Source organism: Streptomyces sp. enrichment culture (assembly GCF_964273145.1).
Classification (GTDB): domain Bacteria; phylum Actinomycetota; class Actinomycetes; order Streptomycetales; family Streptomycetaceae; genus Streptomyces.
Map to the genome: position 1 here is coordinate 1,509,662 of NZ_OZ186873.1, position 18,486 is coordinate 1,528,147.

The 18,486-nt window shown below is 73.0% G+C and carries 15 protein-coding genes; 9 read left to right on the forward strand and 6 right to left on the reverse strand.

Going from position 1 to position 18,486, the window contains the following annotated elements:
* Positions 1–206: 206 nt before the first annotated feature.
* From ACSU6Z_RS06900 to ybaK, 3 genes are all read left to right on the forward strand, one after another.
* The gene (locus ACSU6Z_RS06900) at positions 207–1,784 is read left to right on the forward strand and encodes an oxidoreductase (RefSeq protein ID WP_437043863.1); all 1,578 of its coding nucleotides are present in this window, start codon (positions 207–209) and stop codon (positions 1,782–1,784) included.
* A gap of 338 nt (positions 1,785–2,122) precedes the next feature.
* The gene (locus ACSU6Z_RS06905) at positions 2,123–2,863 is read left to right on the forward strand and encodes an LON peptidase substrate-binding domain-containing protein (RefSeq protein WP_437043865.1); all 741 of its coding nucleotides are present in this window, start codon (positions 2,123–2,125) and stop codon (positions 2,861–2,863) included.
* Positions 2,864–2,906: 43 nt separating this feature from the next.
* Entirely contained in the window at positions 2,907–3,407 is a 501-nt protein-coding gene (ybaK, locus tag ACSU6Z_RS06910) for a Cys-tRNA(Pro) deacylase (RefSeq protein WP_437043868.1), read from the forward strand.
* A gap of 43 nt (positions 3,408–3,450) precedes the next feature.
* On the opposite strand, the gene ACSU6Z_RS06915 is transcribed toward ybaK, so the two are convergent.
* The 4 genes from ACSU6Z_RS06915 to ACSU6Z_RS06930 form a co-directional block, all read right to left on the reverse strand.
* Positions 3,451–4,158 (reverse strand): AAA family ATPase, encoded by a 708-nt coding sequence (locus ACSU6Z_RS06915; RefSeq protein ID WP_437043870.1) that lies wholly within the window; start codon positions 4,156–4,158, stop codon positions 3,451–3,453.
* Between the two features lie 34 nt (positions 4,159–4,192).
* Positions 4,193–5,014 (reverse strand): ABC transporter permease, encoded by an 822-nt coding sequence (locus ACSU6Z_RS06920; protein WP_437043872.1) that lies wholly within the window; start codon positions 5,012–5,014, stop codon positions 4,193–4,195.
* 146 nt (positions 5,015–5,160) lie between these two features.
* Positions 5,161–6,135, reverse strand: a complete 975-nt coding sequence (locus ACSU6Z_RS06925) for an ABC transporter ATP-binding protein (protein WP_437043873.1) — start codon at positions 6,133–6,135, stop codon at positions 5,161–5,163.
* A 142-nt stretch (positions 6,136–6,277) separates the two neighbouring features.
* Positions 6,278–7,498 carry an NYN domain-containing protein gene (locus tag ACSU6Z_RS06930; protein WP_437043875.1) on the reverse strand — a complete coding sequence of 407 codons (1,221 nt, stop codon included), beginning with the start codon at positions 7,496–7,498 and terminating at the stop codon, positions 6,278–6,280.
* A gap of 224 nt (positions 7,499–7,722) precedes the next feature.
* Here ACSU6Z_RS06930 and ACSU6Z_RS06935 point away from each other — a divergent pair, with 224 nt between their 5' ends.
* Positions 7,723–7,890 (forward strand): hypothetical protein, encoded by a 168-nt coding sequence (locus tag ACSU6Z_RS06935; RefSeq protein ID WP_437043877.1) that lies wholly within the window; start codon positions 7,723–7,725, stop codon positions 7,888–7,890.
* A 110-nt stretch (positions 7,891–8,000) separates the two neighbouring features.
* Here the strand turns inward: ACSU6Z_RS06935 and dnaE are convergent, their stop codons facing one another.
* Complete coding sequence (gene dnaE / locus ACSU6Z_RS06940; protein ID WP_437043879.1) at positions 8,001–11,540, reverse strand: DNA polymerase III subunit alpha; 3,540 nt, start codon at positions 11,538–11,540, stop codon at positions 8,001–8,003.
* 255 nt (positions 11,541–11,795) lie between these two features.
* Here dnaE and ACSU6Z_RS06945 point away from each other — a divergent pair, with 255 nt between their 5' ends.
* From ACSU6Z_RS06945 to ACSU6Z_RS06960, 4 genes are all read left to right on the forward strand, one after another.
* Positions 11,796–13,145 (forward strand): DUF2252 domain-containing protein, encoded by a 1,350-nt coding sequence (locus ACSU6Z_RS06945; RefSeq protein WP_437043880.1) that lies wholly within the window; start codon positions 11,796–11,798, stop codon positions 13,143–13,145.
* 87 nt (positions 13,146–13,232) lie between these two features.
* Positions 13,233–13,937 (forward strand): hypothetical protein, encoded by a 705-nt coding sequence (locus ACSU6Z_RS06950; protein ID WP_437043882.1) that lies wholly within the window; start codon positions 13,233–13,235, stop codon positions 13,935–13,937.
* A gap of 79 nt (positions 13,938–14,016) precedes the next feature.
* Positions 14,017–14,862, forward strand: coding sequence for a thioredoxin domain-containing protein (locus ACSU6Z_RS06955; protein WP_437043883.1), 846 nt, complete (start codon positions 14,017–14,019; stop codon positions 14,860–14,862).
* 90 nt (positions 14,863–14,952) lie between these two features.
* Positions 14,953–16,638: an alkaline phosphatase D family protein gene (locus ACSU6Z_RS06960; protein WP_437043885.1), complete on the forward strand. Its 1,686-nt coding sequence runs from the start codon at positions 14,953–14,955 to the stop codon at positions 16,636–16,638.
* On the opposite strand, the gene ACSU6Z_RS06965 is transcribed toward ACSU6Z_RS06960, so the two are convergent.
* The gene (locus ACSU6Z_RS06965) at positions 16,623–17,228 is read right to left on the reverse strand and encodes a dienelactone hydrolase family protein (RefSeq protein WP_437043887.1); all 606 of its coding nucleotides are present in this window, start codon (positions 17,226–17,228) and stop codon (positions 16,623–16,625) included. The two genes, ACSU6Z_RS06960 and ACSU6Z_RS06965, sit on opposite strands and share 16 nt — an antisense overlap.
* Before the next feature lie 107 nt (positions 17,229–17,335).
* Here ACSU6Z_RS06965 and ACSU6Z_RS06970 point away from each other — a divergent pair, with 107 nt between their 5' ends.
* Positions 17,336–18,448, forward strand: a complete 1,113-nt coding sequence (locus ACSU6Z_RS06970) for a mechanosensitive ion channel family protein (RefSeq protein WP_437043889.1) — start codon at positions 17,336–17,338, stop codon at positions 18,446–18,448.
* Positions 18,449–18,486: the final 38 nt, after the last annotated feature.

Sequence of the window (18,486 nt, forward strand, 5' to 3'; positions counted from 1 at the left end):
CAACCAATTCTCTCAGACCCGCGTCCGGCACCGTCCGCGCGTATCAATGACTGATACGGAACGTGGCGGAAACCACCCTCGGCGCCGCCCGCGCCCCGCCGCCCGGAAGATCCCTTTCACGTTGTGTGTTCGAGGTGTCACAGACCGGGCATGAACGGTTGTACCGGAAGCCGACTCGCGAGTAGCGGGGGACGGAGGCAAGTGCCGTGACCGAGGGGACCGGGCCCGGCCCCGGGGACCTGCCGGAGGACCTGACCGCCGCGGAGGCCGGCATGTGGCAGGCCTTCCGCAACGGCAGCGTGTACGACCTGAGCAGCGGGGACGCGCTGGCCGACGATCCGCACGGCGGGCGGCCGTGGGGCCCCGAGCGGACCGTGCGGGCGCGGATCGTGTGCTGGCTGCTGCTGGACGGGCCGCCCGCCCTGGCGGGCCGTGTGTCGTCGCTGAAGCTCGTCGGCGTGCGGATCAGCGGCGCGCTGGACCTGGCGGGCGGCACGGTCGCGCCCTACGTCGAGATGCGCGGCTGCCGCTTCGACCGGGACGTCCTGCTGCCGGAGGCGCGCTTCACCACCGTCCGGCTGGTGGACTGCTCGGTGCCGCGGCTGGAGGCGGCCCGGGCGCAGACCGAGGGGGACCTGCACCTGCCGCGCTGCCGCTTCCACCGCGGCATCCGGCTCACCGACGCCCAGATAGGCACGGATCTGCTGCTCAACCAGGCGATCGTGCACCGGGACCGCAGCGGCCGGTCGATCGCCGGGGACGGTCTGAGCGTAGGGCAGGACCTGCAGGCCGAGATGCTGGAGTCGCACGGCGAGCTGAGCCTGCGCGGCGCCACCGTCGGGGTCTCGCTGAGCCTGCGCGGCGCCCGGCTCAGCAACCCCCTGGGCCGGCTCGCGCTGAACGCACCCCAGCTGTCGGTCGAACGCACCCTGTACCTGACCCCGGCGGGTATCGGCAGCCCGCTGCTCAGCGGTACCACCCCGGCGGAGGGCATCCGGGTGCAGCGGTTCGAGTGCGAGGGCGGGATGCGGCTGGACGACGGGCGGTTCGGCGACGCGGTCGACTTCGAGCAGGCCCGGTTCACCCTCACCGACGGTCAGGAGCTGTCGCTGCGCCGGGTGCAGACGCCCGAGCTGCGGTTCCTCGGGGAGCGCCCGGCGCGCGGCCGGGTGGTGCTGTCGGGGGCGCGGGTGGTCAACCTGATGGACCGGGTGGACAGCTGGCCGGGTCCGGGCCGGCTGCACATGGGCGGCTTCTGCTACGAGAACCTGGTGCCGCGGGGCCCGTTCCCGCTGGCCGAGCGGCTGGAGTGGGTGTCCGCCGCGACCGCCGAGTACAACCCCGAGCCCTACGAGCGGCTCGCGGCCGTGCTGCGGGCCGGGGGCGAGGACGAGGACGCCCGCGAGGTGCTGCTCGCCAAGCAGCGCCGGCGCCGCGAGAGCCTGCCGCTCGGCCCCAAGCTGTGGGGATACGCGCAGGACTGGACGGTCGCCTACGGCTACCGGCCGGGCCGGGCCGCGGTGTGGATGGCGGTGCTGTGGGCGGCGGGCTCGGTCGCCTTCGCGCGCGCCGGGCACCCGCCCGTGAAGGGGGACGAGCATCCGGCGTGGGATCCCGCCCTGTTCTCCCTCGACCTGCTGCTGCCGGTCATCGACCTGGGCCAGGTCGGCTCCCGGCAGCTGTGCGGCGGCTGGCAGTGGCTGGCCGCGGCGATGGTCCTGCTGGGCTGGGTCCTGGCGACGACGGTGGCGGCGGGGGCGACCCGGCTGCTGCGCCGCAACTGAGGCTCCCGCCGGCCGCGGCGCCCGGGAACCGGTGACGTGAACGCGGCGGGGCCTCGCGGTCACGCGGTCGGCGGCGTACCCGGCCGCGGCCCGCCTCCGTACGTGCCGCTGCGCCTGGAGCGCCGGGCGGACGCCCCGGAGCAACCGCGCCCGACCGGCCCGTACGCCGCCTCCTTCCCCCGGGGCCGGGACGCGGACGATCCGCTCGGCCGGTTCCCGGAGGTGCGCCGCGGGGTCCGCGCGGCGGTCGCCTCCGCGCCGGTGGCGGCGGGTTCCGGCCGTCCCCGATACGGGCACGGCGCCCGTGTCCGGTGCGTCGGCCATTAGGCTTCTGCGTCGTGACCACCGTCCGGCTCCCCCTGTTCCCGCTGAACTCGGTGCTGTTCCCGGGGCTCGTGCTCCCGCTGAACGTCTTCGAGGAGCGCTATCGCGCCATGATGCGCGAGTTGTTGAAGACGCCCGAGGACGAACCGCGCCGGTTCGCCGTCGTGGCGATCCGCGACGGCCACGAGGTGGCACCGAGCGCGCCCGGCATGCCCGATCCGACGACGCTGCCCGCGCGGGGGCCGGCCGCCGGGTTCGGCACCGACCCGGCCAAGGCGTTCCACAAGGTGGGCTGCGTGGCGGACGCGGCGACCATCCGGGAGCAGCCCGACGGCACCTTCGAGGTGCTGGCGACCGGGACGACCCGGGTGCGGCTGCTGTCGGTGGACGCCTCGGGCCCGTTCCTGACGGCCGAGCTGGAGCCGCTCGCCGAGGAGCCCGGGGACGAGGCCGGCGCGCTGGCCGAGGGGGTGCTGCGCGCCTTCCGCCAGTACCGCAAGCGGCTGGCGGGGGCGCGGGAGCGGTCGCTGGCGACCGGTGCCGACCTGCCGGACGAACCGGGTGTGGTCTCCTACCTGGTGGCCGCCGCGATGATGCTGGACACCCCCACCAAGCAGCGGCTGCTCCAGGCGCCGGACACCGCGTCCCGGCTGCGCGACGAACTGAAACTCCTTCGCGCGGAGACGGCCATCCTCCGTACGCTGCCGTCGTTGCCCGCGTCGGACCTGACGCGCGGCTCCACGAGTCTCAACTGACGCACCCGGGCGACGAGCCCGGACGAGTACGGGAACGGGCCGGATGGCGAAGAAGGCGAAGAAGCAGCAGGCCGGTGGGACGCCCGCGACGGTGGCGCTCACCGCGGCCGGGGTGGACCACACGGTCCACTCCTACGAGCACGACCCCTCCCACCCCTCCTACGGCGAGGAGGCCGCCGAGGCGATGGGCGTCTCCCCCGACCGGGTCTTCAAGACGCTGGTGGCGGACGTGGACGGGGCCCTGACGGTGGCGGTGGTCCCGGTGGCGGGCCGGCTGGACCTGAAGGCGCTGGCGGCCGCGGCGGGCGGCAAGCGCGCGGCGATGGCCGACCCGGCGCTGGCGGAACGCGCCACCGGCTACGTCCGCGGCGGGATCTCCCCGCTCGGCCAGCGCAGGAAGCTGCCGACGGTCCTGGACGCGTCGGCGGCGGCGCACGGCACGATCTGCGTCTCCGCCGGCCGCCGCGGCCTGGAGGTGGAGCTCGCCCCCGGCGACCTGGTCCGGCTGACGGACGCGGTCCTCGCGCCCATCGGACGCGTGTGACCTCCCGCCGGGCGCGCCCCGGCGCCGGGGGCCGCCGCTCGGATCACGCCGCGGACGCGGGGGGCTTCCCGTGCGGGTCGCGCGGCCCCGCGCAGGGGTCCTGGGGATACGGTCCCCCCTGCTGGTACGGGTCGGGGTCGCGCGGCCCGAACAGCGCCGTGAGGCCCAGGTGGACCAGGAGCGCCGCCAGGGACCACGCCAGCAGCGCGCCCTTCGCCCCGAGCTGCAGCGGTGCCGGGAACGTCACGCCCCGGCCCACCTCCTTGGCGTGGGCTATCACGTCCTGGCCGGGACCGAGCCACACCCCGACCCGCCACGCCAGCAGGGAGCCGAGGACGCCCCCGACCCCGAGCGCGACCACCAGCGGCACGCCCCCGCGCCGCCGCAGCAGGAAGACGAGGACCGCGCTGACCACGCCGAAGGCCAGCGCCAGCAGAGTGAACGTCCCGTCGACGCCGACGGCCTGCTCGCCCTCGGTGTCCTTGAGGTAGACGACCCAGTTCCCGCCGGTCGGCTCCCCGACCAGGGGCACGCTCGGCGCCAGCCGCCACCACACCACCCCGAGCAGCACCCCGGCGAGCGTCACCCCGAGGGCCGTCACGAGGGCCTCGCGCACCTCGGTCCTCATCCCGGGGCCGTCCTGTCCGTACGCGCCGCCCATCGGGTGCGCGCCGGCCGGCGGCACCAGCGGGTGGTGCCGGTGCGAGGAGTGGTCGTGCGGGGGTGGAGGCGGAGTCAGAGGTGCGGTCACCCTGACATCGTGCCAGGCCCGCCCGTGCGGTGCGTCACCGGACGGCCGCCCGGCGGTAGGCCCAGGTGGCGACGGCCAGCGAGACCACGCCGACCGCCCCGCACACGGCGAGGTCACCGAGGACGAAGGCCCAGTCGGGCCCGTCCTCGAAGGTCCGGGCGAAGGCCTCCACGCCGTACGTCGACGGCAGCAGGTCCCGCGCCAGGCGCACCGCCTGCGGCATCCGCTCGGCCGGCAGCACGCCCAGCAGCAGCGCCGCCGACATGCCCAGCTGCCCCAGCAGCGTGGCCAGCTCCGGACGCGGCGCGAGCAGGCCGAGGGCCGCCCCGAGGCCGGCGAGCGCGGCCCCGGCGAGCGGGATCACGGCCGCGAGCACCCACAGGTGCGCGAGCGGCAGCCCGAACAGCACGCATCCGAAGACGGCGGTCACCACGGTCCCCGGCACGGTGAAGGAGGCGTACGCGCCCGCCGCGCCCAGCACCACCGCGGCCGGGGGCACCGGCAGCGTCGCGTAGTGGTCGAGCCCGCCGCTGGCGCGCAGCTGGCCGAAGTACTGGGCGAGCAGGTTCAGCGCGACGAACGCCACGACGAGCACCGACGACCCGGCGACCACGGTCCGCGCCTCGCCGCCGCCGTCGACGACGCCGCGCATGAGGATCATGATCCCGATCGACTGGAAGGTCGCCACGAACAGCAGCGGGATCCGCGCCACGCGCGCGCGGGAGAGCTGGGCCCGGTAGACCGCCGCCAGCGAGGGCCACAACCGCGCCTTCGGCCCGAGCTCGGCCGCCGGCGCACCGGGCTCCCCGGCGGCCACGGCGCCACCCGTCAGGACATCGGCGGGTACGACACTCACGTCGTGCTGCTCCTCTTCACTGAGGTCACTGAAGTCGCTGGAGACACTGGAGTCGCTGAGGCGGCCGGGGCTGGTGGGCCACTGGTGGTGCCGCCCTGTCCGGCGCGTGCGGAAGCGACCGGCCCGTGCGCTCACGGCCCGGTCGCTCACGCCTTCACCAGCCCCTGCCGGGCGGCACCGCCCAGCGCCAGGTACACGTCCTCCAGGCTCGGGGTGGCGAGCGTGAAGTCGTCCAGGGCGGCGAAGGCGGCCCCGCCGGTGACGGTGGCGACGACCGCGCGGGCCTCCTCGGGGCCGAGCCGGAGCGTCCAGCGGCGCCCGGACTCGGCGGCGCGGTCGCGCAGCGCGGCCACCTCGGGCACGTGCAGCGGCGCCGTCTCGCGCCACACCAGGTCGACGCGGACCTCGCCGGCGACCTGCTCCTTCAGCCCGGTGGGCGTGTCGCAGGCGATCACCCGGCCCCGGTCGAGGACGGCGACCCGGTCCAGGACGGTCTCGGCCTCGATGACGTTGTGGGTGACCAGCAGCACGGTCGTGCCGCGCTCGGCCCGTCGCCGGTCGACGGCGGCCCACACCGCCCGCCGCGCCACCGGGTCCATGCCGGTGGTCGGCTCGTCCAGGACGAGCAGCGGGCGCTCCCCCACCAGCGCGGCGGCGAAGCAGGCCAGGCGCCGCTGCCCGCCGGACAGCTTCTTCAGCGGGCGCCCGGCGATCGGGGCGAGGCCCAGCTCGTCGAGTACGGCGTCCCGCTCGGACCGTGCCCGCCGGGCGTCCAGGCCGCGCAACCGGCCGGTGGTCTCGGCGGCCAGCGACACGGTCAGCTCGTCCAGGGCGGTGGATTCCTGCCCGAGGTAGGCGAGGATCCGCGAGGCCCGCTCCGGGTGCCGCACGATGTCGTGGCCGAGGATCTCCACGGTGCCGGCGTCGGGCCGCATCAGCCCGGTCAGCTGCCGTACCAGGGTGGACTTGCCGGCGCCGTTGGGACCGAGCAGCCCGAAGATCTCCCCGCCCCGGATGTCCAGCCGGACGTCGTCGGTGGCCCGCACCTCGGGCGTCGCGGGGGCGCCGCGCCGGCCGCGCACGGCAGGGTAGGTCTTGGTCAGCCCGCGCACCACGCACACGGCATCATCACGGTGCCGAGATGTCTGTGCCGCGCGCGTACTCACAAGGGACGAGCCTACGGGGTCGGCGTGCCCGCGCCGCTCCCGGGTGGCCCCATGAGTGCCGGTTCGGCCCAGCCCCCACTCCCCGCGGGGGCGCGGCTCACTCCCCCGCGGGGGCGCGTTCGACCGCCGTCCGCTGGTCGATCTCCCGCCAGAACCCGGCCCGGATCGCGTACCGGTCGTGCTCGTCGATCTGGTCGTCCTTGTGGGCGAGCAGCCCGAAGCGGGCGGCGTAGCGCAGCAGTTCGCCGTCGATGCGGTGCGGGATGCGGGGGTACATGCCCGAGAGCTTCTGGAGGTGCGCCTGGTCACCGAGGCGCTCCACCCAGCGGCGGGCGAAGACCTGCCCCACCTCGTAGGGGTCGCCGCCGACCGTGGTGATGTCCTCCTCGCGGTCGGCCCACCGCTGCTCCGCGGTGGTGAGCTGGGCGAGCGTCGGCATCGAGGCGGCCTCGGGGGGCTCGGAGACCGGGCGGTCGACCCAGCCCTTGTCGGAGGACCAGCGCAGGGTGGCGGAGGCGGGCTGCGGGGCGGTGTGCTGGGGGCCGGGGGCGCGCAGGGCGGCGAGGTCCTTGGGGGTGGGCACGCCCTTGGCGGTGGCCGGTACGCGCTCGGCGCCGCCGTTGCGCGCGGCGGTGGACGCCGTCGGGTGCGGGGGCTCCTCGGCCGGCCGCTGCGCGGGGGCGGGCAGCGCGGACTCGGGCAGCGGCGCGGAGAGGATCGCGGCGATCTCGGGGCGGGGCTCGGGCGGCGGCGCGCACACCCCGGTGAGCTCCTTGGCGCGTACGGCCCTGGTGATCCACGTGCGGTCCAGCACGCGCCGCTCGTCGGCCTCGGCGACCAGGTCCTCGGACTGGTTGTAGTCGCCGTCGGCGGCCTGCACGGCCCACAAGTGGACGGCGACGCCGTGCTCCTTGGCCGCCATCATGCCCGGCAGCAGATCGCCGTCGCCGGTCACCAGCACGATGTCGGAGCAGGCGCGGTTGCGGGCCAGCTCGGTCAGCTCGGCGTGCATGGCGGCGTCCACGCCCTTCTGCGCCCAGCGGCCGTCGCTGCGGGTGAGCGCGCCGAGCCGGACGGTGACCCGGGGCATCACGCGCAGCCGGCGGTGCTCGGGCTGCGGGACGCGGTCGGGGGCGCCGTCGAACCAGTAGATGCGCAGCAGGGGCTGCCGGGTGTCGGCCTCGGCGCGTTCGCGGAGGCCTTGGATGAGGGCGGCGTGGTCGACGGTGATGCGGGACCGCGAGGGCTCCCCGGCGAGGAGACTGGCGGCGGCCCCCAGCAGATACCCGGCGTCCACCAGGACGATGCAGCGGTCCACGCGATCCACCCTCTTTCCGGGAGGTTTGCTTCGGGCTTGCTTCGAGTCTGCCCGACCGCACCGGGGTTAACGGTCCGAACTCGATCTTCGGCGTGGCGTTTCCGCGCTTCGCGCGCCGACGACCCCTGTCACAGACGGTAATTACCCGACATGCGTTCTTTATCGCCGTATGTGAATCTGGTCCCGGCCCTGGCCCCTAGATCCCCCACAGGAGGCAGATCACCATGGCCAAGAACAAGAACCGTGACCGCAGGCAGCAGCGGGCCGAGCGCGCCCCCCAGTCGTCCCGGCCGTCCGCGCTGGAGCCGCCGGACGAGCAGCGGACCTCGCAGGCGGCGCCCGGCGACATGGCCGCCCGCAAGGGCCGGCAGAAGCGCTTCGGTCACAACTGAGTCCGCGTGTCGGGCCGTCGGGGTCCGGGCACATGACACGAGGGGCGCACCCGTTGCCGGGTGCGCCCCTCGTGCGCGCCGCGTGCCGACCGACGGCCCCGGCCGGTTCCCTAGCCGGCCAGGCAGGACGGGCCGAGCAGCACCTTCAAGTCGCCGAACAGGGCCGGGTCGGGCTTGACCCGGTGCCGGTCCAGGCGCAGCACCGTCGTCCTGGTCGGGCCCTGGAGCTTGATCCGCACCTCGCTGTCGCCCTTGTGGTGGGTGAGGATCTCGCCGAGGCGGCTGACCATGGGCGGGGTGACGCGGGTGGCCGGGATGGTCAGGACCACGGGCGCGTTGGCGCCGGCGTTGGACAGGTCCGGGACCATCAGCTCCATGGCGACCAGCCGCGGCACGTCCTCCCGCTTGTCGAGGCGGCCCTTGACGAAGACGACGGCGTCCTCGACGAGTTGGGTGGACACCAGCTGGTAGGTGGCCGGGAAGAACATGCACTCGATGGAACCGGCGAGGTCCTCTACGGTGGCGATGGCCCAGGCGTTGCCCTGCTTGGTCATCTTGCGCTGCAGGCCCGAGATGATGCCGCCGATGGTGACGACCGCGCCGTCGCCGAAGTCGCCGCCGGTGAGCTGGGAGATGCCCGCGTCGGCCTTGTCGGACAGGACGTGCTCCAGGCCGAACAGCGGGTGGTCGGAGACGTACAGGCCGAGCATCTCCCGCTCCTGGGCGAGCAGATAGGTCTTGTCCCACTCGTCGGTGGAGAATTCCACGTCCAGCCCGAAACCGGGCTCGTCGCTCTCCTCCTCGCCCATGCCGCCGAAGAGGTCGAACTGGCCCTCGGCCTCCTTGCGCTTGACCGCGACCACGTTGTCGATCATCGGCTCGTACTGTGCCATGAGGCCCTTGCGGGTGTGGCCCAGCGAGTCGAAGGCGCCGGCCTTGATCAGCGATTCGGTGGTGCGCTTGTTGCAGACGACCGCCTCGACCTTGTCGAGGTAGTCGGGGAAGGAGGTGTACTTCCCCTTGGACTTGCGGCACCGGATGATCGACTCGACCACGTTGGTGCCGACGTTGCGCACCGCGGACAGGCCGAAGAGGATCACGTCGTCGCCCTGGGCGGCGAAGTTCGCCTCGGACTCGTTGACGTTGGGCGGGAGCACCTTGATGCCCATGCGGCGGCACTCGTTGAGGTAGACGGCCGACTTGTCCTTGTCGTCCTTGACGGAGGTGAGCAGGGCGGCCATGTACTCGGCGGGGTGGTTCGCCTTCAGGTACGCCGTCCAGTACGACACCAGGCCGTACGCGGCGGAGTGCGCCTTGTTGAAGGCGTAGCCGGCGAAGGGGACCAGCACGTCCCACAGCGCCTGGATGGCCTCGTCGCTGTAGCCCTTCTTGCGGGCGCCCTCCTGGAAGAGGACGAAGTTCTTCGCCAGTTCCTCGGGCTTCTTCTTGCCCATGACGCGGCGGAGGATGTCGGCCTCGCCGAGCGAGTAGCCGGCGATGATCTGGGCGGCCTTCTGCACCTGCTCCTGGTAGACGATCAGGCCGTAGGTGACGTCCAGGACCTCCCTGAGCGGCTCCTCCAGCTCCGGGTGGATCGGGGTGATCTCCTGCTGGCCGTTCTTGCGCAGGGCGTAGTTGATGTGCGAGTTCATGCCCATCGGGCCCGGCCGGTACAGGGCCGAGACGGCGGAGATGTCCTCGAAGTTGTCGGGCTTCATCATGCGCAGCAGGGAGCGCATGGGGCCGCCGTCGAACTGGAAGACGCCGAGGGTGTCGCCGCGCTGGAGCAGCTCGAAGGTGGTCGGGTCGTCGAGCGGGAGGCTGAGGAGATCGATGTCGATCCCCTTGTTCGCCTTCACCATCTTGACGGCGTCGTCCATGATCGTGAGGTTGCGCAGGCCCAGGAAGTCCATCTTCAGCAGGCCGAGCGACTCGCAGCTCGGGTAGTCCCACTGCGTGATGGTGACGCCGTCGGTGTGCCGGACCCAGACCGGGACGTGGTCGACGATCGGCTCGCTGGACATGATCACGCCGGCGGCGTGCACGCCCATCTGCCGCACCAGGCCCTCGACGCCGCGCGCGGTGTCGATGACCTTCTTCACGTCCGGCTCGTTCTCGTACATCGAGCGGACCTCGCCCGCCTCCGAGTACCGGGGGTGGTTCGGGTCGGTGATGCCGGACAGCGGGATGCCCTTGCCGAGGACGTCGGCGGGCATGGCCTTGGTGATGCGGTCGCCCATCGCGTACGGGTAGCCCAGCACGCGCGCGGAGTCCTTGATCGCGTTCTTGGCCTTGATGGTGCCGTAGGTGCCGATCTGGGCGACCTTGTCGGCGCCGTACTTCTCGGTCACGTACCGGATCACCTCGGCGCGCCTGCGCTCGTCGAAGTCGATGTCGACGTCGGGCATCGAGATGCGCTCGGGGTTGAGGAACCGCTCGAAGATCAGACCGTGCGGGATCGGGTCGAGGTCGGTGATGCCCAGCGCGTAGGCGACGATCGAGCCGGCCGCGGAGCCGCGGCCGGGGCCGACGGCGATGCCCTGCTTCTTGGCCCACATGATGAAGTCGGCGACCACGAGGAAGTAGCCGGGGAAGCCCATCGAGATGATGACGTCCATCTCGTACTCGGCCTGCTTCATGCGGTCCTCGGGGATGCCGCCCGGATAGCGGCGCTCCATGCCGCGGCGGACCTCCTCCTGGAACCAGGTGACCTCGGTGTAGCCCTCCGGGATGTCGAACTTCGGCATCAGGTCGCGCTTTTCGAACATGCCGGTGGTGTCGACCATCTCGGCGATCAGCCGCGTGTTGGCGCAGCCCTCCTGCCAGGCGTCGGAGGAGTCGATGGCGTACATCTCCTCCGTCGACTTCAGGTAGTAGCCGGTGCCGTCGAACTTGAAGCGGTCCGGGTCGGAGAGGTTCTTGCCGGTCTGGATGCACAGCAGCGCGTCGTGCGCCTGCGCCTCGTGCGCGTAGGTGTAGTGCGAGTCGTTGGTGACCAGCGGCGGGATGCCCAGTTTCCGGCCGATCTCCAGCAGGCCGTCGCGGACCCGGCGCTCGATCTCGATGCCGTGGTCCATCAGCTCCAGGAAGTAGCGGTCCTTGCCGAAGATGTCCTGGTAGTCGGCCGCCGCTTTGAGGGCCTCGTCGAAGTGGCCCAGGCGCAGCCGGGTCTGCACCTCGCCGGAGGGGCAGCCGGTGGAGGCGACCAGCCCCTCGGACCACTGGGCGATGGTCTCCTTGTCCATCCGGGGCCACTTCTGCAGCCAGCCCTCGGCGTAGGCGTCGGAGGACAGGCGGAAGAGGTTGTGCAGGCCCGTCTTGTCGGTGGCCCAGATCGTCTTGTGCGTGTAGCCGCCGGAACCGGAGACGTCGTCCCGCTTCTGGTGCGGCTGGCCCCAGAGGATCTTGCGCTTGTTGCGGCGCGACTCCGGCGCGACATACGCCTCGATCCCGATGATCGGGGTGATGCCCGCCTTCTGCGCGGAGTGGAAGAAATCGTACGCGCCGTGGAGGTTGCCGTGGTCGGACATGGCGATGTGCGTCATGCCCATCTCGTTGCACGCGTTGAACATGTCCTTCAGCCGCGCGGCACCGTCCAGCAGCGAGTACTGGGTGTGGACGTGCAGGTGCGTGAACGGCGGCTTCGACACGTGCGGCCTCCTGGGGGAACGCGGGGCGACAGGCTGCGGACAGTCTGGGGGTCAGCCTCGAAGTCTATGCCCCGGCACCGACACCCGGCGGGCTCACCCGCGTACCGCCGCACGAGGGCGCCGGGCACTCGGAGGGGCCGCCGTACGTTGGTCCGGGCGGGCCTTCCTCGCCGTGCGCGGTGGAAGCCGCCCCGCACCTGCGAGAACGCCCGCCCCACCCGTCACGCACCACCCCGCACCAGGAGGCACCCAGCGATGTCGGTCCCGCAGCTCGACGAGGAGCACCGCGGCGAGGAGATCCTCGCCGTCTTCGACACCGCCTTCGGCGAGCTGCTCGCCGCCGACCCGGCCGCGTTCCGCGTGAAGTTCCGGAAGATGGCGGCGTCCGCCTTCGCGTTCTACCGGGGCACGGCGTGCCTCTTCTACCACGACCTGGCCGCGGAGCACGCCGGGCGTGGCGGCGGGGGGACCTCCGGCGACCCCTACCTGGACGAGCGCACCTCCCGCGTGTGGATCCACGGCGACCTGCACGCGGAGAACTTCGGCACGTACATGGATTCGACCGGCCGACTGATCTTCAACGTCAACGACTTCGACGAGGCCTACGTCGGCCCCTTCACCTGGGACCTCAAGCGCTTCGCGGCCTCCGTCGCCCTGATCGGGTACGCCAAGGCGCTCAGCGACGGGCAGATCACCGAGCTGGTGCGGATCTACGCGGACTCCTACCGCGAGCGGATCCACGCCCTGGCCACCGGCGCCAAGAGCGAGGAGGTGCCGCCGTTCACGCTGGACACGGCGACCGGGCCGCTGCTGGACGCGCTGCGCGACGCCCGTTCGCTGACCCGCTTCGGGCTGCTGGACTCGATGACGGAGATCCGCGACTTCGAGCGCCGCTTCGCGCCGGGCGGCGGCGCCGTCGAGCTGGACGCCGCCACCCGCTACAAGGTGCTGGCGGCCTTCGACGGCTACCTGGAGACGCTCCCGGAGTCCTCCCTGACCCGCCCGGACTCCTACCGAGTGAAGGACGTCGTCGGCCGCCGCGGCATCGGCATCGGCTCGGCCGGGCTCCCGTCGTACAACATCCTCCTGGAGGGCAACAGCGACGCCCTGGAGAACGACGTCGTGATCTACATCAAGCAGGCCCAGACCCCGGCCGTCTCCCGGCACGTCACCGACCGGGCGATCCGTGACTACTTCCAGCACGAGGGCCACCGCACGGTGATCTCCCAGCGCGCCCTCCAGGCCCACGCCGACCCGTGGCTGGGCTGGACCGAGCTGGACGGCGCCGGCCAGCTGGTCGCCGAGGTCTCGCCGTACGCCGTCGACCTGGACTGGGGCGACATCGACGACCCGGAGGAGATCGCCGAGGTCGTCGCCGACCTGGGCCGGGCCACGGCCGCCATGCACGCGGCGGCGGACGACCAGTCCGGCGAGTCCCTGGTGCCGTTCTCCACCGAGCGGGCCATCGACGCGGCGATCGCAGCCGACGAGGACGGCTTCGCGCCGCTGCTGGTGGACTTCGCGCACGGTTACGGGGCACGCGCGCGTGCCGATCACCGGATCTTCGTGGACCTGTTCCGCAACGGCCGCATCCCGGGGCTGTGAGCGTAGGCTCTCCCGGAAGGCTCCCCGGGTTCACAGGAACCCTTTAGGAGCCCCCTACCGACCCCCGTGACACACTCTTCTCTCGCTATGGACATATCCGGGACCCCGCTCAGAGCCGTACGCGCGGCGCTGTTCACGGCACTCGTCGTGACGCTCAGCACCGCGTCGCACGTGCTGCTGTCGCAGGTCCCGCTGCCGTTGAACACGGTGGCCGCGATCGCCGCCGCCGTGTTCGTCCCGGCGTACGCCCTGGCGGGCCGCGAACGCTCCTTCGGGCGGATCGCGGCCCTGCTGATCCCGCTGGAGCTGGCCGCCGACACGGTCTTCACCGCCGGCCAGCACCTGTGCTACGGCGCGGCGGGCGGCCCGGTCACCGGCCCGCTGCGCTCCGTCGGCCTCCACGTGCTGTGCGGGGTCGGCACCGGCGTCGGCCCCGGTCTGACCGCACCGCTGACCCGGGTGGCCGGCGCCGACACCGACCGGCTCGCCGCCGCCCTCGCGCACGCCGGCCCCGCCACCCCCTGGCTGCTGCTCGGCGCGCACATCGGCGTCGGGCTGCTCGCGGCGGCCTGGCTGCACCGCGGCGAGCGGGCGCTGACCCAGCTGCTGCGGGCCGTGGCCGCGACCACGTTCCGGCCGCTGCTGCTGGCGGTGGCGGCCGTGACCGTGCGGCGGGCGCCCGCCGTGCGCCGGCCGGCGCGCCCGGCCCGCCCCGCCGCCGCGGCCCGCGACCGGATCCTCATCCACTCCCTGGGACGGCGCGGACCGCCGCGCTCGGCCGCCTTCGCCTGAGCACCCCCACCGAGCACCAGCAGCCCCCCTTACGTTTTCCGCACACCCCCGTGTGCGCGTCCCCATGGAGACCACCACCATGAGCAAGCGGAACAGCCAGGCGGCGAAGACGGCGGCCCGTGAGCGCCTGCGCCTGGAGCGCGAGCGCCAGGCCAAGCGCGAGAAGGCCAAGCGGCAGATCGTCGTGGCCTGCTCCGTCGTCGGCGTCCTGGCGATAGCCGGCGGCATCGGCTACGCCGTCGTGCAGGCCAACAAGCCCTCCCACTGGGAGACCGTCGCGGACGACAAGGTCGTCGCCCCGGCCCACACCACGGGCGAGAACGGCACGACCGTGACGATCGGCAAGAGCGACGCGAAGAAGACCCTCAAGCTCTACGAGGACCCGCGCTGCCCGGTCTGCGCCGCCTTCGAGCAGTCCGTCGGCTCCACCCTCGAGAAGGACGTCGAAGCCGGCAAGTACAAGATCCAGTTCGTCGGCGGCACCTTCCTCGACGGCGACACCGAGAAGGAGGGGAAGTTCGAGGTCGGCTCGCACGGCGAGGGGTCGAAGAACGCGATGAGCGCCCTGGGCGCCGCCCTGAACGTGAGCCCCGAGGCGTTCCTCGACTACAAGGCCGCCCTCTACTCCGCGAAGTGGCACCCCTCGGAGAGCGACGACAAGTTCAAGGACGACGACCACCTCATCGAGATCGCCGACAGCGTCCCCGCGCTGAAGGGCAACGCCACGTTCCGCAACGCCGTGAAGAAGGGGACGTACGACGCCTGGGCGCTGGCCATGTCCCAGGCGTTCAACGACAACAAGGACGGCGTCACCGGCACGCCGACCCTGGTGATGGACGGCAAGCAGCTCACCGGCCCGGACGGGAACGTGCCCATGACGGCGAAGGACTTCACCGACGCGGTCGACGCCGCGCTGAAGGCCTGACCGCGCGGACACCGACCCGGCGTTGAAGAGCGGGCGAACTTTCGGGAGTTCGCCCGCTCCTATCCGTACCGATCAGTAATCTGATCGGCCGTGACCAGTCGACACAGATCATCCGCATCCGACGGCCCGCGGTCCGCCGCGCCCGCCGGCCCCCTCGCGCCGAGCCGCCGCACGGTCGTCAAGGCCGCGACCGCCGGCGCGGTCCTCGCCGCCCCGCTCACCGCGGCCGTCCCCGCCGGCGCCGCCGACGCCGCGCCCGCCTTCCTGCACGGGGTGGCCTCCGGCGACCCGCTGCCCGACGGCGTCCTGCTGTGGACCCGGGTGACGCCGGTGCCCGAGGCCGTGCCGGGCTCCGGCACCGGCCCCGACACCGAGGTGGAGTGGGTCGTCGCCCGGGACCGGTCGTTCACGGACATCGTCGCCAAGGGTTCCGTCACCGCGACCGCCGCGTCCGACCACACCGTCAAGGCGGACGTCCGCGGCCTGGAACCCGCCACCGATTACTGGTTCCGCTTCTCCGCCGGGGGCACCGACTCCCCCGCCGCCCGCACCCGTACCGCGCCGGCGGCCGACGCGGCCGTGGCGGGCCTGCGCTTCGGCGTGGTGTCCTGCGCCAACTGGGAGGCCGGCCGCTTCGCCGCCTACCGCCACCTCGCGGCCCGCGGCGACCTGGACGCCTGGCTGCACCTGGGCGACTACATCTACGAGTACGGCACCGGCGAGTACGGCACCCGCGGCACCGTCGTCCGCCCGCACGCCCCGGCCCACGAGATCCGCACGCTCGCCGACTACCGCGTACGGCACGGCCGCTACAAGACGGACCCCGACCTCCAGGCCCTGCACGCCGCCGCTCCCGTGGTCGCCATCTGGGACGACCACGAGTTCGCCGACAACACCTGGTCGGGCGGTGCCGGGAACCACACCGAGGGCGCCGAGGGCGCCTGGTCCGCGCGGCAGGCCGCCGCCAGGCAGGCCTACTTCGAGTGGATGCCGGTACGCCCGGCGATCGCGGGCACCACCTACCGGCGCCTGCGGTTCGGCAGGCTCGCCGACCTGTCCCTGCTGGACCTGCGGTCGTTCCGCTCCCGGCAGGCCGCGATCGGCGACGGCGACGTCGACGACCCGGACCGCACCCTCACCGGCCGCGCCCAGCTGGACTGGCTCAAGGCCGGGCTGCGGGCCTCCGACACCACCTGGCGGCTGGTCGGCAACTCCGTGATGATCGCGCCGTTCGCCGTCGGCTCGCTCACCGCCGACCTGCTCCGCCCGCTCGCCGAGCTGCTGGGCCTGCCCCGGGAGGGCCTCGCCCTCAACACCGACCAGTGGGACGGCTACACCGACGACCGCCGCGAGCTCCTCGCCCACCTGCGGACCCACGCCATCCGCAACACGGTCTTCCTGACCGGCGACATCCACATGGCGTGGGCCAACGACGTGCCCCACGACGCCGGGACCTACCCGCTGTCCGCCTCCGCCGCCACGGAGTTCGTCGTCACCTCGGTGACCTCCGACAACCTCGACGACCTCGTGGGGGCCCGCGAGGGCACGGTGTCCGCCGTCGCCGCGCCGCTGATCCGCGCCGCCAACCGGCATGTCCACTGGGTCGACACCGACCGCCACGGGTACGGCGTGCTGGACCTCACGGCCGAGCGCGCGCAGATGGACTACTACGTCCTGTCCGACCGCACGGCGGCGGACGCGACCGCGTCCTGGGCCCGCTCCTACCGCACGCGCAGCGGCACGCAGCGGGTCGAGCGCGCCTACTCCCCGGTCTGACCGGGCCGGGAGCGCTCGTCCTCCAGGGAGCCGAGGAAGCCGAGCGCCACCCGCCAGGTGGCCTCGGCGGCCTCCTCGTCGTAGTCCGGCAGGTCGGGGTCGGTGTAGAGGTGGCCCGCCCCGGCGTACCGGTACACCTCGACGTCGGCGCCGGCCCGGCCCATCTGGAGGTACCAGGCGCTCAGCCACTCGTCCGGCTCGAACGGGTCCGGCTCCGCCACGTGCAGCTGGACCGGCAGGCCGTCCACCGAGGCGTTCGGCGCGAGGTCGGAGGTGCCGTGCAGGAGGAGCAGCCCGCGCGCCTTGTCGTCACCGAGGGCGAGGGTCTGGGCGATCGAGGCGCCGAGCGAGAACCCGGCGTAGACCAGCCCGCGCTCCGAGTAGGGCGCGGCGGCCAGCACGGCCCGCTTCAGCAGCTCGTCCTTGCCGATGCCGTCCTGGAACGCCATGCCCTCCTCGACCGTGTCGAACGTGCGCCCCTCGAAGAGGTCCGGCGTCCACACCTGGTGTCCGGCGGCGCGCAGCCGGTCCGCGGCCTGCCGCACCGCGGGCCCGAGGCCATGGGTCGAGTGAAAGAGCATGATGTTCATGAGGCCATGGTGCCAGCCGGGTCCGACGGTGCCGGGCGGCATCCCTACCCACGAGCGCCGCGAAGTCACATGTTCGGTCCCCCGCGGTCCCGGTTACGTTCGTGGGCATGGAGAACATACTCCGCCCGCTGACCGTGGTCGGCGGCTCGGTCGTGCTGACCCTCGTCATCGGCTGGGCCACCGATCTGCTGCTGCGCAAGGCCGGCCAACGCGACCACGACACGCCGCTGTGGGGACTGCTGCGCCGCGGCCGTATCCCCTACCAGCTCGTCCTGTGCGCCGCCCTGCTGAAGGGGACGTACGTCGAGGCCGGGCTGTTCCCGTCCCACCGGACCGGCATCGACCGGACCCTGACGCTGGTGCTGATCGGTTCGGTCGCCTGGCTGGTCGTCAGGATCGCCGCGGCGATCGTCGAGACGTCCTACACCAGCTACGCCAACGCCCGGGCGCAGCGCGACCCGGCCCGGGTGCGGCGCGTGCGCACCCAGGTGACGCTGATCATGCGGGTGGTCTCCGCGGTCGTCGGCGTGGTGGCGGGGGCCTCGATGCTGTTGACGTTCCCGGACATGCGCACGGCGGGCGCCTCGCTGCTCGCCTCGGCCGGCGTCCTCGGCATCGTGGCCGGCATCGCCGCGCAGTCCACGCTGAGCAACCTGTTCGCGGGGCTGCAGATCGCCTTCGGCGACATGGTGCGCATCGGCGACACGGTGGTGGTGGAAGGCGAGTGGGGCACCGTCGAGGAGATCACGCTGACGTTCCTGACCGTGCGCACCTGGGACGAGCGCCGGATCACCATGCCGGTGTCGTACTTCACCTCGAAGCCGTTCGAGAACTGGTCGCGCGGCACGCCGCAGATGACCGGCATCGTGTACTGGCATCTCGACCACACGGCGCCGCTGGACGCGATGCGCGACAAGCTCCGCGACATCCTGCGCGCGTGCCCCGCCTGGGACGGGCGCGCCTACGACCTGACGGTCACGGACACCACCCCGACCACCATGCAGGTGCGGGCCCTGGTGACGGCCAAGGACGCCGACGACATCTGGACGGTGCGGGTGACGGTCCGCGAGCAGATGATCCGCTGGCTGGCCGAGGCGTACCCCCACGCGCTGCCCCGCGTCGCCGTGGGGGACGCGGTCCCGCCGGCCCGCGACGGCCTGCGCCGCCCCTCGCCCGACGGGGCCGCGCGCCGCCTGCCCGAGCAGGCGCGGCGCCGCTGACGGGCGGCGCGAGACACCGCCGGGGACTTCGGGGCCCG

Bases quoted from the DNA above. Each gene is read 5' to 3' on its own strand.
- ybaK (WP_437043868.1), top strand. From the start codon at position 2,907: ATGGCGAAGAAGGCGAAGAAGCAGCAGGCCGGTGGGACGCCCGCGACG.
- ACSU6Z_RS06935 (WP_437043877.1), top strand. From the start codon at position 7,723: ATGGCCAAGAACAAGAACCGTGACCGCAGGCAGCAGCGGGCCGAGCGC.
- ACSU6Z_RS06945 (WP_437043880.1), top strand. From the start codon at position 11,796: ATGTCGGTCCCGCAGCTCGACGAGGAGCACCGCGGCGAGGAGATCCTC.
- ACSU6Z_RS06950 (WP_437043882.1), top strand. From the start codon at position 13,233: ATGGACATATCCGGGACCCCGCTCAGAGCCGTACGCGCGGCGCTGTTC.
- ACSU6Z_RS06955 (WP_437043883.1), top strand. From the start codon at position 14,017: ATGAGCAAGCGGAACAGCCAGGCGGCGAAGACGGCGGCCCGTGAGCGC.
- ACSU6Z_RS06965 (WP_437043887.1), bottom strand. From the start codon at position 17,228: ATGAACATCATGCTCTTTCACTCGACCCATGGCCTCGGGCCCGCGGTG.
- ACSU6Z_RS06970 (WP_437043889.1), top strand. From the start codon at position 17,336: ATGGAGAACATACTCCGCCCGCTGACCGTGGTCGGCGGCTCGGTCGTG.